Annotated in this window: 16 protein-coding genes; 10 read left to right on the top strand and 6 right to left on the bottom strand. The window is 55.2% G+C overall.

The features are described 5' to 3' along the window. The 10 genes from H6B31_RS04690 to H6B31_RS04645 all read left to right on the top strand — a co-directional run bounded on the left by H6B31_RS04690 (nt 1) and on the right by H6B31_RS04645 (nt 10,236). Nucleotides 1-3,003, top strand: coding sequence for a DEAD/DEAH box helicase family protein (locus tag H6B31_RS04690; protein WP_204897439.1), 3,003 nt, complete (start codon nt 1-3; stop codon nt 3,001-3,003). Between the two features lie 2 nt (nt 3,004-3,005). Beyond that, on the top strand, nt 3,006-3,179 hold the full coding sequence (locus H6B31_RS04685) for a hypothetical protein (protein WP_204897438.1): 174 nt from the start codon (nt 3,006-3,008) through the stop codon (nt 3,177-3,179). Further along, a complete protein-coding gene (locus H6B31_RS04680) occupies nt 3,180-4,280 on the top strand; it encodes an AAA family ATPase (protein ID WP_204897437.1) in 1,101 nt (366 codons plus the stop codon). Then, nucleotides 4,277-4,930: a DUF4276 family protein gene (locus H6B31_RS04675; RefSeq protein ID WP_204897436.1), complete on the top strand. Its 654-nt coding sequence runs from the start codon at nt 4,277-4,279 to the stop codon at nt 4,928-4,930. Before H6B31_RS04680 ends, H6B31_RS04675 begins: the two co-directional genes overlap by 4 nt. Before the next feature lie 1,060 nt (nt 4,931-5,990). Further along, nucleotides 5,991-6,656, top strand: a complete 666-nt coding sequence (locus H6B31_RS04670; protein WP_204897494.1) for a hypothetical protein — start codon at nt 5,991-5,993, stop codon at nt 6,654-6,656. Between the two features lie 47 nt (nt 6,657-6,703). Then, a complete protein-coding gene (locus H6B31_RS04665) occupies nt 6,704-7,159 on the top strand; it encodes a hypothetical protein (RefSeq protein ID WP_204897435.1) in 456 nt (151 codons plus the stop codon). Nucleotides 7,160-7,442: 283 nt separating this feature from the next. Further along, nucleotides 7,443-7,970: a hypothetical protein gene (locus H6B31_RS17485; RefSeq protein WP_204897434.1), complete on the top strand. Its 528-nt coding sequence runs from the start codon at nt 7,443-7,445 to the stop codon at nt 7,968-7,970. After that, entirely contained in the window at nt 7,967-8,209 is a 243-nt protein-coding gene (locus H6B31_RS04655) for an Ig-like domain-containing protein (RefSeq protein ID WP_204897433.1), read from the top strand. Before H6B31_RS17485 ends, H6B31_RS04655 begins: the two co-directional genes overlap by 4 nt. Nucleotides 8,210-8,419: 210 nt before the next feature. Next, nucleotides 8,420-9,073, top strand: coding sequence for an S-layer homology domain-containing protein (locus H6B31_RS04650; RefSeq protein WP_204897432.1), 654 nt, complete (start codon nt 8,420-8,422; stop codon nt 9,071-9,073). Between the two features lie 638 nt (nt 9,074-9,711). Beyond that, the gene (locus H6B31_RS04645) at nt 9,712-10,236 is read left to right on the top strand and encodes a site-specific integrase (protein ID WP_204897431.1); all 525 of its coding nucleotides are present in this window, start codon (nt 9,712-9,714) and stop codon (nt 10,234-10,236) included. A 56-nt stretch (nt 10,237-10,292) separates the two neighbouring features. Here the strand turns inward: H6B31_RS04645 and H6B31_RS04640 are convergent, their stop codons facing one another. The 6 genes from H6B31_RS04640 to H6B31_RS04615 form a co-directional block, all read right to left on the bottom strand. Then, complete coding sequence (locus H6B31_RS04640) at nt 10,293-10,832, bottom strand: IS3 family transposase (RefSeq protein WP_204897489.1); 540 nt, start codon at nt 10,830-10,832, stop codon at nt 10,293-10,295. Between the two features lie 213 nt (nt 10,833-11,045). Next, entirely contained in the window at nt 11,046-11,408 is a 363-nt protein-coding gene (locus H6B31_RS04635) for a hypothetical protein (RefSeq protein ID WP_204897430.1), read from the bottom strand. Nucleotides 11,409-11,684: 276 nt separating this feature from the next. Beyond that, nucleotides 11,685-13,043: a citrate lyase holo-[acyl-carrier protein] synthase gene (gene citX / locus H6B31_RS04630; RefSeq protein ID WP_204897429.1), complete on the bottom strand. Its 1,359-nt coding sequence runs from the start codon at nt 13,041-13,043 to the stop codon at nt 11,685-11,687. Nucleotides 13,044-13,061: 18 nt separating this feature from the next. After that, nucleotides 13,062-14,102: a [citrate (pro-3S)-lyase] ligase gene (gene citC / locus H6B31_RS04625; protein ID WP_204897428.1), complete on the bottom strand. Its 1,041-nt coding sequence runs from the start codon at nt 14,100-14,102 to the stop codon at nt 13,062-13,064. 92 nt (nt 14,103-14,194) lie between these two features. Next, a complete protein-coding gene (citF, locus tag H6B31_RS04620; protein ID WP_204897427.1) occupies nt 14,195-15,760 on the bottom strand; it encodes a citrate lyase subunit alpha in 1,566 nt (521 codons plus the stop codon). Between the two features lie 4 nt (nt 15,761-15,764). Further along, on the bottom strand, nt 15,765-16,410 hold a 646-nt coding region (locus H6B31_RS04615), incomplete at its 5' end, for an HpcH/HpaI aldolase/citrate lyase family protein (RefSeq protein WP_204897426.1).

Raw genomic sequence — 16,410 nt, 5'->3', positions numbered from 1 at the left:
GTGGCAATTAGAAGTGGACAATTAAAAGAAAAAACTGACTACCAAACTTATATTCTCGAAATGCTGCGGGAGGAAAATGGCTATCAGGTGCGCCCCTCGACTACGTATGATCCCGGCTACGGCATGGATGTTGAGCTACTGTTCTCCTTTTTGCAAGCCACCCAGCCGGATGCATTGGCACGGTTGGAAAAGCTCTATGGCGGCAAGACCCGCCAGACCATCCTCAACTACATCAATAATGAGGTCAACAAGAAAAGCCGCAGCCTGCTGGATGTGCTGAAGCACGGTGTGGAGTTTGATAACGGTGTATCCCTGACCCTCATGTACCGCAAACCTGCCACTACCTTCAACCAAAAAGCGGAGGCGCTGTATCAGCAGAATGTACTCTCGGTGATGGAGGAAGTCTGGCACAAAGAGGGCGAACGCATTGATCTTGTGATTTTCCTCAATGGCATTGCTATTTTTACTTTTGAGCTGAAATGCAACACCAGTGGACAGAACTATGAGGATGCGATCCGTCAGTATAAGTTTGAGCGAGATTATAAGACCCGACTGCTGAAATTCAAGGCGGGCTGCCTGGCTCACTTCGCCATGGACTTGAACGAAGTGTATATGTGCACCAATCTGAAAGGAAAATCTTCCTTCTTTCTGCCGTTCAACAAAGGCTGCGGCGTTGGGATTCACTCTGGCAAGGGCAACCCCCACAACGAAAACGGCATCAATGTTTCTTATATGTGGGAAGATATCCTCAAAAAAGATACGGTGCTATATCTGATTGATAAAATCATATTCCTGCAAAAGGAGACCAAGAAAGACCCGGATACCGGAAAGCGTGTCACCAAGGAAACGCTGATTTTCCCCCGTTATCATCAGTTCAATGCCGTGCGCAAGCTGGTGGCAGATGTAGTAGAACATCACAGCGAGAAAAACTATCTCATTGAGCACTCGGCGGGCAGCGGCAAAACCAATACCATTGCATGGTTGGCCCACCGTCTTGCCTCCTTGCACGACAGGGAAAACAAAGTCATTTTTGATACGGTCTGCATTATCACTGACCGTATCGTGGTAGACCGACAGCTTCAGAATGCCGTACTGTCACTGGAGCACAAGGCTGGTCTGATCAAGGTCATGGACGAAAAATGCACGTCCAAAGACTTGGCAGATGCCCTCAATGGCAATACAAAAATCATCGTGACTACCATCCACAAGTTCATGTACATTCAGGAATTGGTCCAGGAGCTGAAAAGCAAGACTTTTGCTGTAATCATCGACGAGGCCCATTCCTCTACCGCCGGAACTGCCATGGAAGCGGTGACGTATGCTCTTTCAGAGAGCCGCAAACTGAGCGAGGCTACCCCTGTTGATGTGTCGGAAGAAGAAAAATCCATGGGCGATATCATCGAGGACGAAATTGCCCGTAGCGGAAAGCAGCCCAATGTTTCCATGATTGCCTTTACAGCAACCCCGAAGCCGACCACTTTGCAGCTGTTCGGCTGCCTGAATGAAGAGGGAAAAAAGGTTGCCTTTGACCTGTATTCCATGAAGCAAGCGATTGAGGAAGGCTTCATTCTGGATGTGCTGCAAAATTATGTGACCTATAAGACTTATTTTGAAATTAATAAGGCTATTGAGGACGATCCAGAATTAGAGACGATTGCCGCAAAGCGTAAGATTGCTAAGTATATTGAACTGCATGATACCAACATTGCTCAGAAAGTGGAGATCATTATTGAGCACTTCAAAAACAGAATCATGCAGGAATTGGGTGGCAAAGCAAAAGCCATGGTCATTACTTCGTCACGGCAGGCAGCAGTCAAATACCGGAACGAGTTTGAAACCTATATTTCTAAGCATGGGTATACGGGTATTCGGGCATTGGTTGCGTTTTCGGGCAAGGTCTCTCTGGACAGCCACGAATACACCGAAGCGGTGATGAACGGCATTAAGGAAGAGGATTTGCCGGAAGTGTTTGACAGCAACAGCTATCAGGTGCTGTTGGTGGCGAATAAGTATCAAACCGGCTTTGACCAGCCAAAGCTCTGCGCCATGTATGTGGATAAGCGTCTGCGGGGAGTTAATGCTGTGCAGACCCTTTCTCGCTTGAACCGTATTTGTGCGCCCTATGATAAGAAAACCTTTGTACTGGATTTTAAAAATGAATATGAGGATATTCAAGCGTCCTTTGCCCCATTCTATACTGAGACAATTCTGAACGAGACGATTACCCCTTCTGACATCCGAACGGTGGAAGCTCAGGTGGATCAGTATAATTTCCTGGATATTGACGATATTGAGGAATTTAACGGATACCTGTATCAGGATAAACGAACCTCCAAAGAAAAGGCTCGGATGTGGGCGTTGCTGGATAAATCCCTGCAAATCATCAATCGCCACCCGGAACTGGAAAAACTGGAAATTCGTGCAACGATCAAGCGTTTCTTGCGTTTTTACAGTTTCCTGATTCAGGCAACCTGTTTTGAAAGCGTGGATCTGCACAAGAAGTACAATTTCCTTTCATACCTAGTTAAAGAGATCGAAGTGGGCAGCGGTGGAAATGATTTTGATATTGCGGACAAAATCACGGCCTCGAACTTCCGTCAGAAAAAGACCGGGGAAAACACACACGAGATTGAATCCAAGCCGGAGGTCAGCCTTCCGACACCCAATGAAGTCTTCATGGATGAAGCCGTGAAAAAGAAGCTGTCCGAGATCATCGACGAGATCAATGCAGCGTATAACAAGAACTTTGATGTTGACGTGGCCTCCAAGTCCGCTCTGCAAATGAGGGACATTTTGCTGAAGAATGGACATCTGAGGGACAGTGCACGGAATAACTCGCTCAAAGATTTCCGCTTTGCCTATTTTGACGCTGTACAGGATGCTCTGATTGCCGGGTATGAGCAAAACCAGGACTTCTTTGCCCTTCTGCTTGATAACGACGAAAAGAAGCGGGAACTGATGCAAGTGTTCTTGGAGGATGTGTATAAGAATTTGAGGGCATAAGTGTGAAAGTCCTTGTGACAAAAGTTTTCCCGAACGACATAATAGGAGTTGAGGATTCGGGTACATCTGGTATAATAAAGCAAAAGAAAATGGCGACAGCAAGCAACGATTATGAACCAGAGCTGTATTTAAAATTTGGATTACTTGAAGCAAATGCATTTGAAGGAGGTGCTTAAATGGCACTATCAACAGATCAGCTAAGCCGGATGACTATATCTGGATTTAAGTCTATTAAACGGTGTGATATTAAATTCAGGAAGATCAACGTTTTAATTGGTAGTAATGGAGCTGGAAAGTCTAATTTCATTTCTGCGTTTACTTTGCTGCAAAATATTTTGTCGCAAAATCTTCAAGTCTTTGTGGCCCAAAGTGGAATGAATTCACTTTTTTACAATGGCAGAAAGGTAACCGATGAAATAGATTTTGAAGTTTATTTCGGAAATAATTCCTACGGTTTTGTACTTATTCCAACCGACGATAACAGACTAATATTTCGCAAAGAGTATTTTGGGTATCATGGACTGTGGGAAAACGAGAGTAATGTCTCCAGAGGATCGATCGAATCTCAATGGCAAACGGGGGCTCATAATAAGATCGATGAATATGTAATACCCATTCTGGAGAAGCAGAACTGGAGAGTTTATCATTTCCATGACACTGGACGTAGTGCAAAAGTAAAACAAGAGCACAATATTTCCAACAACAAAGTTTTGATGAATGACGCGGGGAACTTGGCAGCTTTTCTGTTCCGCCTAAAAAGCAATTATGAAAAAAGCTACGAAGAAATTGTCCGCACTATTCAATTAATTGCTCCATACTTTGCAGATTTTGTATTGGAACCGCAGGAGGGAAATGAAGAACAAATAGTACTAAAGTGGCAACAAAAGGGCTGTGAGGACGTTTTTAATGCTTCGCAGTTATCGGATGGTACGCTACGCTTTATTTGCCTCGCTACACTCTTACTACAACCGCATGAATTGCAACCTGCAACAATTATTGTTGATGAACCTGAACTTGGTCTACATCCTTATGCAATAACAATTTTTGCAGAAATGGTTAGACAGTTATCCGACGAAAAGCAAATTATAATTTCTACCCAATCTGTAGAGATGCTCAATGAATTTGATGTTGAAGATGTTATTGTTGTTGATCGAGGTGAAGATGGTTCGGAGTTTAAGCGATTGAACGAAGACGAACTGGAGGTCTGGTTGGAAGAGGACTACGCTTTGGGCGATCTCTGGAAAAAGAATATTTTGGGAGGTAGACTCTCAAAATGAAAAATGTATATATCTATTGTGAAGGCCCGACTGAAGAGTCTTTTATCAACGAGATCCTCTATCCTTATTTTTTTAATATCGGTATCGCAGTATATCCTATTGTGTGCACAACAAAACGTACGGTATCCAAGAAATATAAAGGCGGCGTAAGTGATTACAACAAAATCAAACGAGAGTTGACTATGCTATGCAAAAGTCACCCAAATGAGCACGTTACTACTATGTTTGATTATTATGCCATGCCTGAAAACACTCCAGAAATAGGTTTACACGATCCGGATATCTATGAGCGTATAGGTAAAATAGAAGCAGCAGTCAACAGAGATATTGGTCAAGTAAATTGTATGTTTCACTTTATGTTACATGAGTTTGAGGGCATTCTTTTTTCTAATCCAGAATCTTTTGAACTTATTGCGGAAACCGATGTGGTCAACAAAATACGAGAGATTCGAGAAAGTTATCCCACCCCTGAACACATAAACAACTCGCCTGAAACGGCACCTTCTAAGCGCCTGGAAAAATTAATTCCCAATTATGCGAAAATAAAAAATGGAACTTTAATTTCTAAGGATATGGGAATAGATAAAATTCTTGCCGAATGTCCTCATTTTCGGGAATGGATAGAACAAATTAGCCGTTTAGGTGCCTAATAAAAATCAGCCGAATAGTATACAAACTATCCGGCTGATTTATGTAATTCGCTTGTTTCAAAAATTGAGGTGATGACGAGAACAGCAACCAGGTTCCTTTCCCTGCTGTTGTCCTGCGTCGCCCTGGGCAGCGATACGCAAGGCACATATAAGGAGCAAAAACTACTTTTCGTGCGTCATGCATGAGGATAAAATTAGAATCTGATGTGCGGAAAAACCGCAGTATTAAGCCAAAAATCAGGTGGAAAGCGAAGAAATTACCAGATGCTTGGCAGGGTCAGCACCAAGTCCTTGAAGTTCAGCAAGCGGCGACCGTGGTGATCAGCATCTTGATCTACAGTCTGCTGATGTGGATGAAGACATCCTCTGCCTACTGGCCAGATTGGAACAGCATCGGAACAATACGGTGATAGAGGCAATAACTCGGCACAGTCATGGAGGAAGAAAAACACTAGCGAAAGAACAGGCAAAGAAGATCGCCATAGGGCATAAAGCGGACGATCACGAGGAAGGACAGAAAATGAACTGAACGAATTTCCCCAGCACACTGAAAAGACCAAGTGCTGGGGAAATTTTTAACCGAACGATTCAGAAAGTGATACGCATAAACAAACAGAAAATTCCCCTCATGCGCCCTGTCAAAAAATGCGGGGATAAAACAATAAAATGCCAAAAGATTTTTGCGTATTTTTTTGCTTGTTTTGTGTTATCTTCGTTTCGTTTGATTTCTAACACTCTTTTAACCTCGCTGTTTTCACGTGTTCCACACCGCTCTGCGGCTGAAAATGTGGTCAAAACGCTCCCTGTCCTTTGCCGGAGACGGTTTCCCGGCTGGGGCGGGGAGCATCTTTACGTCTCTGCGTATCCGTTTTGCCGGAGAGAGGGTAATGCAAGGCGAGGGGACTCCGCCGTCCACGGCTCAAGAATTAGAGGGAGCTGTAAACAAAATAAGCCCCGTGTGCCTATCTCCCCACGGTCCCCTGATCCGCTCACCCGCCCCTTGCGTCCCCGCGCCAAAACAATATAATAGGGAGTGAAAAAACACGCTGGAGGCACTGCCATGGAATACCTCGCCGTGTTGGAGACCGCGAGAAAATGGGACCTTTCCCCACGGATGGTGCAGCACCACTGCGCTGCCGGTCACATTCCCGGCGCGCAGAAGTTCGGGAAGTCCTGGGCCATCCCCGCCGACGCGGCAAAGCCCCGGGGCGCCCAACCTGCCCAAAAGCAAGAGGAGACCGCGGTCGCCGGTGTTCTGGACCACACCAACCTCATGCCCCTGATGAACACCCCCTTCCAGCCGGGAACGTGCGTGGCCGCGGTACGGGCCATGGAGGCCGGACCCCGGCGGGACATCGCCTGGGCGGAGTATTACTATTTTACCGGCCAGCCGGACAAAGCGGCGCGGGCGGCGGGGGCCCACATCACCAGCCCGGACCTGGGAGCGCGGCTGTCCGCCTGCCTGATCTATGCCTATGCCAGTCTCTCCCTCAAACAGATCCAGTACGCCCGGTTCGCCCTGAACGAGATGCAGGAATTTTTGTCTGCGGGCGCGGAGACGGCCCCACACCTGCGGGCGGCGGGGGCGTTTATGGCGGCCACCTCTGCCGTGCTGCTCCATCTTCCCCTGCCCAGGTCTCTGCCCTCCGTCAAGGAGTTCCTGCCCCTGCTGCCCCCGGCCTGCGGGCCTTTGCCCTGTATGTCCAGGACCATCATTTACATCTGAAGAAAAACTTCACCCAGAGCATCGGCGCTGCGGAGGCCACGCTGTCCATGGGAGCGGCGTCCTACCCCATCCCCGCCATCTATCTGCACCTGATTGCCGTTATGGACTACATGCGGCTGAAAAAGACGGATCTCGCCCAGGAACACCTGCTGGCAGCCTGGGAAATTGCCCGGCCAGACGATCTGCTGGAGGGCTTTGGCGAACACCACGGCCTGCTGGGCGCCATGCTGGGGGCGGTCATCAAGCCCCGGTGGCCGGATGACTTCAGGCGCATGATCGACATCACCAATCATTTCTCCAAGGGGTGGCGGGACATCCACAACCCGGACACCGGCCAGCAGGTGGCGGACAACCTGACCACCACGGAGTTTGCCGTTGCCATGCTGGTGGCCCAAGACTGGACGGCCGAGGACGATCGCCGCCCACATGGGGGTATCTGCCTCCACCGTACGGCGGCACTAGGCCCAGATCAAAAAGAAATTACAGGTGAAAAACCGGCGTGAGCTGATGGAATATATGCTGCCGTGAAACACCCGCATGTTTCGCGATGGCGCAATGCGTTTCTCGCAAAATTTTTGACGCACCTTTTCTGATGGTTTTCATGGAAAAGGTGCGCCTGTTTTGTATAATGCATTGTTTTTGGCGAGAAAAGTTCAAAACGATTATTCGATGTACTCCTATTTCTGACAGGAAAAGGAACACTTTGGGGGCCCAAAAGCGAGAATTGTGTCGTATGGGTCCCCCATACGACAACCAGACCTGGTCAAAGAACAGGAGGTACCTTGCATGAAAAGATGGATCTGGAGCCTGTGCCTGGCCCTGTGCCTGTGTCTGGGGCTGCTGCCCGTCACGGTTGCGGCAAGCGGCGTAACGTATCTTGACGAGGACGGCACCATGCAGACCTGCACCAGCGCCGAGCTGGTAACAGAAACGCTCATGTACTGGGGCCAAAACGACAGTGCTGCGCACTGGTATGTTGCAGAGGGCAACGTAACCATCGGCCAGCGCGTCACCGTCACCGGCGAGGTGCACCTCATCCTCGCCGACGGGTGCAAGCTGACCGCCAGCCAGGGCATCCAAGTCGCCGAAGGCAACAGCTTGACCATCTATGCCCAGTCCACCGGGGCGGAGATGGGCGTGCTGGAGGCCACAGGCAGCATGAACGATGCCAGCATCGGCGGCTCCGGCGAAAAAGGCGGCACCATCACCATCAACGGAGGTAAGGTCACGGCCACCGGCGGCGAGAACGGCGCGGGCATCGGCGGCGGCTCCGGCGGCGCAGGGGGGGCATCACCATCAGCGGCGGCACCGTGACGGGCACCGTCGTGATCTACGAAGTCACCGACGTGATGCTGAACAAGACCAGCACGACCCTTACCGTCGGCGGTACCGAGACCCTCACCGCCACAGTGCTGCCGGAGGGTGCCGGCAACAGAGCTGTGACGTGGAGCAGTGATCATACTACCGTCGCCGCGGTGGACGCAAACGGCCGCGTCACCGCTGTTGCCAAGGGCACCGCCACCATCACCGTCACCACGGCGGACGGCGGCTAAACCGCCTCCTGCACCGTGACAGCCCGGCCCCACTCCAACTCCGGTGACAGCGAGCCCACCTACGCCCCGTCCCTGGACATGGGGAACGGCGGCACGGTGAAGGTGAACCCCCGCACCCCGGAGGCGGGGTAGGAGGTCACCCTCACCGTCACCCCCGACGAGGAATATGAGGCGAAGCAGGTCTCCGTCACCGGCCGGGATGGGGACCACGTGGACGTGACGGAACACCGGGACGGCACCTACACCTTTGAACAGCCCCGGGGCCGGGTGACCATTGCCGTCACCTTCCGGCAGATCTCCCGGGGAATGCCCTTCGCCGACGTGCCAGAGAGCTACTGGGCCTATGACGCCATCCAGTACGTCTACGGCGAGGGCCTGATGGCGGGCACCAGCGGCTCCGCCTTCAGCCCGGAGGGCACCACCACCCGGGGGCAGATCGTCACCATCCTGTGGCGGCTCTCCGGCAGCCCGGTGGTCAACTGCCTGATGGACTTTGACGATGTGGACCCGGCGGCCTACTACGCAGAGGCCATCCGCTGGGCCGTCAGTGAAGGGATCGCCGGCGGCACCGGCGGCGGGGTGTTTGGCCCTGACGATCCCATCACCCGAGAGCAGCTGGCTGTGATGCTCCACCGCTGCGCCCAGCACCAGGGTTACGACGTGTCCATCGGAGAGGACACCAACATTCTCAGCTATGCCGACGCCTTCGATGTGTCCGGGTACGCCGTCTCCGCCCTCCAGTGGGCCTGCGGCGCGGGGATCATCAGCAGCACCGGCGACGGCAGCACCCTCACCCCCCAGGGCGAGACCACACGCGCACAGGCGGCGACGGTGCTGATGCGGTTTTGTGAGTTGTACGAATGAATGATCTGAAACGGCCAGAGTGGAGTGCCCCTTCACCCTGGCCGTTTTTTCAGATGCATTGGGTGAGACCAAACGGTTGTTCCACATTAGAATCAGGCGAAAGCCGAAAACTTGCGGCTTTCCGGTGAGATCCACACCCCGGTGGGACCTCAGATATTCATGGGTCTCGTAGGGTGCCGCAAGCACCCTGAACGAAGGGAATTCCATGAAGGTCTTCAGTATTTGGCGCTGTGCCGGCAGCGCGGGTGTGCGCCTTTCCGTGGAAAACGGCAAGAATGTAAATGAACGACACTGGCGGTATTCTTTATAGAGGGGCCGGCAAGTATCAGTGCCAAAGGAGGCCGCGGACTTTCTGGAGCAGGATGGGAAACGGGAACAGGCGCAGGAGAAACGGGACCAAGGGCATCTGAGTAAAAGTGCGTTTGAAACGGTGCTGTTCGGTTCGGAGTGCGTCAGGCATCCTGCGGAGGATGCTGTATTCCGGAACCTCCAGCTTGAAACTCTGCGGAAAGCCGTCGATGGTTTGGGAGACCAGGGCTGGAATCTTGTAGAACTCCAATATGGCAGGAGCCTGACCATGGAGAAGATTGGGAGGATCTACGGCGTGTCCAAGGCGGCTAAAAAAGTTCCACGGACAGATGGCCACCGGTCTGCGGCAGAGGGAGTCCCTGGGGCCCAAGTGGGAAGACCTTGATTTAGAATGGGGCGACCTCCGAGTTAAACGGCAAATAGCGAGAATCAATGGAGAGGTGGTGGAAGCTCCCCTGAAAACGAAAAACGCCTACCGCACTCTGCTTCTGACAAAGGATACGGTAGACGTTTTAACGCAGCAGAAAAACTGGGTATTCCCCGGTTCCGCAGGCGGTCCAATGTCTCTGAACAGTGTTCTACGCATGCTCCGCAGGGGGCTGAAACGGGCGGGAGTGTCTCAAGTTAGGTTCCACGATTTAAAGCACAGCTGTGTTACCATAATGCTGTACTTGGGATATACGCCAAAAGACATTCAGACTTGGCTCAGACATAGCGGCTACAACTTTACTGTTGATACCTACTGTCACTCTGGAGTTGGAGTCCATGAGCAAATGGCAGAGCGTTTTTCAGAGGAATTGAAAAGCCTTATTTCAGGCAGGGCAAGAAAAATAACCCCCTTGAAGCGGTTGTGAACAGCCCCAGATTATACGGACAGTACAAAAAAGCCCCTGGTAGGAAATATTGAGTTTTAGTAGGAGAGGCGTCGCGTCAGCGGCGCCTCTCCAGTTTTAAGCTGGATACGCTCGTGATTGTAAAAGTGGATATATCGGTCAATCATCTCGTTGGCCTCAGAGAAAGTAGCCGGCTTATGTCTGTAAATACACTCTGTTTTAAGGATGGAGAAGAAATTTTCGGCCATGGCATTGTCATACGGGTTTCCCCGTCTTGACATGGAAGGCGTCATGCCGTATTGTTTAGTCAGCTGGAAATATGCTTGAGATGTGTATTGAAAGCCTTGGTCGCTGTGGAGCTGCAACTCCGCAGCGACCCTCTTTTTCTCTTTCCTCATGGCGAAACGAATGGTGTCCAGCACCAGATTCACCGCCTGCTGTGTTCCGGTCTTGTAGGCCACGATACTGTTATCGTAGAGGTCACGGATCATGGACAGATACAGCACACCTTGCTTCGTTTGGATATAAGAAATATCTGTTACCCATTTGCTGTTGGGCCTGTCTGCCTGGGACTCCCTGTTGAGTAAATTTTGATATTTATGTACTTGCTGCCCCAGGTTCTTCTATTTCCGCTCTCCCCGAATTTCAGATAAAAGACCGTATTTTTTCATGACCCTAAGGACAGTTTTCGGTTATGGTGAATGCCTTGCCGTTCTAACCACAGGTGCATCCGGCGGTAGCCATAGGTTTGGACGCAATGCTCCTGTTGTTTCCGAAGCAGAGTAGCCAGCGGCGCGTCCTTCTCGGGCCGATTCATTCGTTTCACATAATCATAATAACCGCTCCTGGATACCCCAAAGAATGTGCACATGACGGATACCGGATATGCGCTCTGATGACGATAAATTACTTGATACTTGACCTTCGGCCTCACTTCCTCCCATGAGCGTAATAAAATCCCGCAGTAGTACATTCTCTATTTTCAGGCGCTTGGTTTCATACTTGTATTCCTGCAGAGTCCTGGCGGGTTTTCGCCCTCTCTGTTTGGGTGTGACTTGCATTGCTTTCTTTCGCTCTCGCTTCAGCAAATCATGGATTGGCCTGTCACCCTTCAGCCCCAGCCTTTCCGCAACTTCCCCATGGCTCATCCCCCTCTTCAGCATCCGCTTGATTTCGGGCAAGAGCTTCAGCATTTTTGATACCTTCTTGCCATATAGAATCCCCCCTGATGTAGTCTTATTTTCCTACATCAGAGGGGACTTTGTCTATTGTCCGTGTTTACTGGTCCGGTTCAGTTGAGCTTCAAGGGTCTTCTGGTTGTGGGAGGAGGATTTGAATCTGCGGCCGACCGGTTACGAGACAGTGCGAAATCTCTTCTATGGCATCAGGCAGATGAAGAATTGCGGCGCTAAAAACAAAAATCAGTTTCCAAAACTTGACATCATATCGCATAAACCTTTAAGAGAAATTCATTTTCCCTGCATAAAATAGAGAAAATAGGTGATGGCCAGCAGGTCGGCGCAGCCGCCGGGAGAGAGGTTTCTCTGGATCATGGCCTGGTCCAGCGCCCGCACGGCCTCCGGATCGGGGCGGGGGCCGCCCTCCAGCAGGGCCCCGGCCTGCCGGACGGCCCACCGCTGCCCCTCCATGCCGCCCCGTGCAAACAAGTTGGTGTCCGCCGTGCCGGCGGTCAGGGCCAGAAGGGCGGCCGTCCCCGCCTCCTCCAGGCCGGCCCCCTGATCCAAGGCGGCGCGCAGGGCGGGCAGGCCGATTTTCAGAACGGCGGGGAAGCCGCCGGCCGCCTCCCCCCGCACGCCCCGCTCTCCGGTCTCTACATACAGCCGCTCCCCGGCGGTACGGGCGTTTTCTCGGGTGAGGGCGGCAAAGAAGCCCTCCGCCGCCGGGGCGGACATGTGCCCGCACTCCGCCAAAATCTCCTCCGGCTCCCGGCAGGGTCCCTCCGGGGTCCACAGCCGCCCGCAGGCCCCCAGGACGCATCCCAGAGAGAAGATGGCCCCCTTGTGGGTGTTCACCCCGCCGGTGGCCCGAAGCATGGTCCGCTCTGCCCCCAAGCCCGCCTCCCTGAGACGCTCAAAGGTCTCCTCCGGCATCATGTGGGCGGTCTCCTGGCCGATGGCTGCGGCCCGTTCCAGGTAGGGCAGGAGGGCGGCGGTGCTGTCCAGAAAGGTAAATACATCCATGTCTTTGTGGCTGCCGTTGTTGTGCCGGTCCACCAGCCCCGGCTTGGGGGTGGTGCACACCTCGTACAGCAGGGACCTGGCCCCCTGGGCGGCCAGGAGCTTCCGGTCCTTTTCCGCAAAAAAGTCCCGCAAGATGGCCTGGGTTTTCCCCTGTATCTCCTCCACCGGGTGGAGCCGTCGGGAAGCGCAGCCCTTGCCTGCCTTCCCACACACCAGGCAGGGCCGGGGCGGGAGCCCCAGGGCCTCCCGGTCCCACTTGCCCCCCTCCGGGTCCAGCACGTCCAGGTCGAACAGACGGCCCAGGGGGTCCCGATCCTCGATCCCGGCGCACAGCTCCTTGACGGTCCGGGCGGGGCCGTCCACAGCCCAAAGGGCCTCACACCCGGTGGGCCGGTCCACCTCCTCCTGGTGGAGGGGGCACAGCCCACGGGCAGCCAGGGCGTCCTCCAGTCGGAGGAGCCCCTCCCGGAAGGCCCGGCGGATGACCGGGCCGTTTTTGACAGGGCCTGCGATGTTCAGGGTAAAGGAGACCACCGGGCGGGCATACCGCTCCAGCAGCTCCCGCTGGCGACCGGCCCGGACTTCCCGGGCCTCCAGCATCTCCATCAGAGTCACTTCCCGATCCATAGATGGGACCTCCTTGTCTTAGTAGTGGACGACGTTCCCGGCGGCCTGGATGGCGGCGATCACCAGCCGGGCCTCCGGGGTGTGGAAGAACTGCCAAGTGGGTTCCGGGACCAGTGGACGGATGGCCCCCAAATTTCCGTCGTGGATGAGCTTCCGCACCGTGCTGGCGCTGATGGGGACTTCCTCCAGTGTTTTCCGGGGCACTTCGATGAACCGGATGCCCTCCTTGGGCAGCTCCCGGGCCATCACCTGATTGTACAGGCCGGTGACCTGGCTGCTGGGCTCCTCCCCGGCGTACCGGGCGGTAACGTTCAGGGCCTGGGCAATCTGGCCGAACAGGGCCAGGTCCAGACGGGCGTGGCCCTGGATCACCGCCCCCTCATCCTTCAAGAAGTAGCTGGGGAAGGTGGCCGAGCTGATGAGGTAGGGCCCGCTCTTGTGGCAGACCACATGGGGCAGGTGGGCCACCCCCTCCGTCACCAGCTTCCACCGCACGGCAAAGGGCACCAGGCTGGCGTCCTCTTCCAGCACGAACAGGTGGACGGCGGAGAACTCCGCCGCCGCCCGCTCCGCCAGGGCCAGGTGGCCCAGGGTGAAGGGGTTGGCGTTCATGACAATGGCGGCGGCGGGCTCTTCGGTGCGGCTCTGGGACAGCCGGGCGCAGAAGCGGGCAAAGCCGTTTTTCCGGTTCTCTAAAAAGGAGAGGGTGTTTTCCACCCGGGCGATCTCATAGAACCCCAGGTCCTGAAAGAATTTGGCGGTGCTGACTTTCGTGTACACAAACAGATGGGTGCGCCCCTGTCCGGTCAGACGTTCCACCAGATGGGAGACGATCTGGCTCAGCAGGCCCTCCCCCTGGTGGGCGCGGTCCACGGCGAAGCACCGCAGGGTGGAGCCGAAGGAACTGCCGGTGGCGGCCAGGTTGTCGTCCTCGTCGAACAGGCCGCAGGTATAGTCCAAATTGCCGTCCAGGGCGATGCCCTCCTGCTCCAAAAGGGCGCGGACCTGAGCCATGCTGCGGCGGTCGTCCGGGCGGATCTCAGACAGGGTGTAGGACATGGGGCACCTCCAAAAACGAGGAGAGCCGCCGCGGCTGCGGCGGCTCTCGCTGCTGGTATCGTATCACAAACCGGATACAATGGGAAGAAGAATTAGTCTTTATCCGGGTCGTAGGGCTTGATTTTCCGGACCACGTCCAGGATGGTGCCGTCCCGGGCCTCCAGGACGGCCACCACCTGATCCTCCCACTGCAGATCGTCCGGGCGGCCCACCAGGGAGTAGGCCTTCTCCTTCAGGCTCTCAATGGACACGTGGGGGATGCCGGCTTTGTCCAGACATTCGATCAAATCCGGGCGCAGGGGGTTGACGGCGATGCCGTAGTCGGTGACCAGCACGTCCACGCAGTCCCCCGGAGTGGTGACGGTGACCACGTGTTCGCACACGGTGGCCATTCTTCCCCGGATCAGGGGGGTGACGATGATGCAGCACTTGCTGCCCGCGGCGGTGTCCGGGTGGCCGCCGGGGGCGCCCCGCAGCACACCGTCCGAGCCGGTGAGCACGTTCACGTTGAAGCCGGTGTCGATCTCCAGCGCCGCCAGCACCACGAAGTCCAGGCTGTTCACGAAGGCCCCCTTGTTGGCAGGGTTGGCGTACTGGAAGGCGCTCATCTCATAGTGGCCGGGGGTGCGGTGGATGGAGTTCACCGCGTCCAGGTCGAAGTCCTGCACGTCGATGACCTTGCCCACCTTGCCCTTCTGGAGCAGCTCCACCATGGGCTTGCAGATGCCCCCGATGGCCCAGCCCATCTTGATGTTCCGCTCATCCATGTACTGCTCCAAAAACAGGTTGGCCGCCAGAGAGGGACCGCCCACGCCGGTCTGGAAGGAGAAGCCGTCCTTGAAGTATGGGGTGGAGGCGATGACCTTGGCCACGTTTTCCGCCATCATCAGGTCCCGGGGGTTCTGGGAGATGCGGGCGGCGGCGGAGGCGATTTTCTTGGGATTGCCGATGGAGTCCACTACCACCACCGCATCCACATCGATGGCCTCCACCGAGGCGGGGAAGTTGGGGAAGTCCACCAGGCAGTCGGTGACCACCACCACATGGTCGGCGTACTTGGCGTCGGTCATGGCGTAGCCCAGGGAGCCGCAGTCGCTCTTGCCCCCCACGCCCCGGCAGTTGCCCATTTGGTCGCTGGTGGGGGCGGCCACGAAGGCGATGTCGATGTGGACCTCGCCCCCCTCGATGGCCCGGGGCCGACCCCCGTGGCTGCGGATGATGGCGGGGGTCTTCAGCTTGCCGGCGGAGACCACCTCGCCCATCTTTCCCCGGATGCCGGAGGTCTGGATGCCGACCACCTTGCCCTCCTCGATGTACGCCGCGATGGGGTCGTGGGCGGAGCCCAGGCTGGTGGCGGCGATGGTCAGATCCTTCAGCCCCAGCTCCTCAATGGCGGCGGCCATCACCAGGTTGACCACGTAGTCCCCGTCCCGCAGGTGGTGGTGGAAGGAGAAGGTCATGCCGTCCCTGGCCCCGCACTGCTTCAGGGCCTCAGCCAGAGAGCCCACCACTTTCGTCTCCACCGGCTTCTCACACCGGCGGGTGCGGGGGGCGGCCTTCTGGAGGTACTTGCCGTCCATGTAGTTCTTGCCCTGGTAGACCTCCTTGCCGTCCTTCAGGAGGTAGTCCGGGATCTCGCGTCCTACTGCGTTCTTCATTGTCTCATACCTCCCCGTCGTACATGCCGCAGGCGCGGGCCAGCTTCAGGGTGCGCTCCGCCCCGGGAATGAAGGCGATGTCGATCATCTTCCCGTCCACGGTGAACACGCCCACCCCGGCGGCGGACTGCTCCCGGTAGGCCCGGAGGATCTTCTCCGCCTGGCGCACCTCCTTCTCCGTGGGGGCGAATACCTGGTGGACGAAGCGGATCTGCTTGGGGTTGATGAGGCTCTTGCCATCAAAGCCCATGGCCTTGTTCTGCAAGACCTCCGCCTCAAAGCCCTCCTGGTCGTCCAGGTCGGTGAACACTGTGTCAAAGCACTGAATGCCCGCGGCACGGGCGGCCAGGATCACCTGCCCCCGGGCCCACAGCATGTCCACCCCGTCCCGCTGGGGGCTGGTCTGGAGGCACTTGCGCAGATCGCCCCCGGAGATGGCCACGCCGAACATCCGCTCCGAGGCGGCGCAGATCTCGTAGGCATTGAGAATCCCCCTGGGACTCTCCAGGGCGGTCATGAGGAGGGTGCGGCCCTGCTCCACGCCGAACTCCTCCTCGGCGGCAGTTACGGCGGCCTCCACGGTCTTTACGTCCTGGGCGCTCTCGCACTTGGCGATGCGGATGCCGTCCGCCCCGCCGGCCACGCACACC

The sequence above is a fragment of the Pseudoflavonifractor capillosus genome, assembly GCF_016899775.1.
Classification (GTDB): Bacteria; Bacillota; Clostridia; order Oscillospirales; family Oscillospiraceae; genus Lawsonibacter.
Note: the sequence above shows the minus strand (reverse complement) of the source record. Positions and strands in the feature narration are given on the sequence as shown.

What these genes read in the sequence shown, in the direction of transcription:
- citC (WP_204897428.1), bottom strand. Translation starts at nt 14,102, where the DNA reads ATGTCCTACACCCTGTCTGAGATCCGCCCGGACGACCGCCGCAGCATG.
- citX (WP_204897429.1), bottom strand. Translation starts at nt 13,043, where the DNA reads ATGGATCGGGAAGTGACTCTGATGGAGATGCTGGAGGCCCGGGAAGTC.
- H6B31_RS04645 (WP_204897431.1), top strand. Translation starts at nt 9,712, where the DNA reads ATGGCCACCGGTCTGCGGCAGAGGGAGTCCCTGGGGCCCAAGTGGGAA.
- H6B31_RS04670 (WP_204897494.1), top strand. Translation starts at nt 5,991, where the DNA reads ATGGAATACCTCGCCGTGTTGGAGACCGCGAGAAAATGGGACCTTTCC.
- H6B31_RS04680 (WP_204897437.1), top strand. Translation starts at nt 3,180, where the DNA reads ATGGCACTATCAACAGATCAGCTAAGCCGGATGACTATATCTGGATTT.
- citF (WP_204897427.1), bottom strand. Translation starts at nt 15,760, where the DNA reads ATGAAGAACGCAGTAGGACGCGAGATCCCGGACTACCTCCTGAAGGAC.
- H6B31_RS17485 (WP_204897434.1), top strand. Translation starts at nt 7,443, where the DNA reads ATGAAAAGATGGATCTGGAGCCTGTGCCTGGCCCTGTGCCTGTGTCTG.
- H6B31_RS04635 (WP_204897430.1), bottom strand. Translation starts at nt 11,408, where the DNA reads ATGCTGAAGCTCTTGCCCGAAATCAAGCGGATGCTGAAGAGGGGGATG.
- H6B31_RS04675 (WP_204897436.1), top strand. Translation starts at nt 4,277, where the DNA reads ATGAAAAATGTATATATCTATTGTGAAGGCCCGACTGAAGAGTCTTTT.
- H6B31_RS04665 (WP_204897435.1), top strand. Translation starts at nt 6,704, where the DNA reads ATGGGAGCGGCGTCCTACCCCATCCCCGCCATCTATCTGCACCTGATT.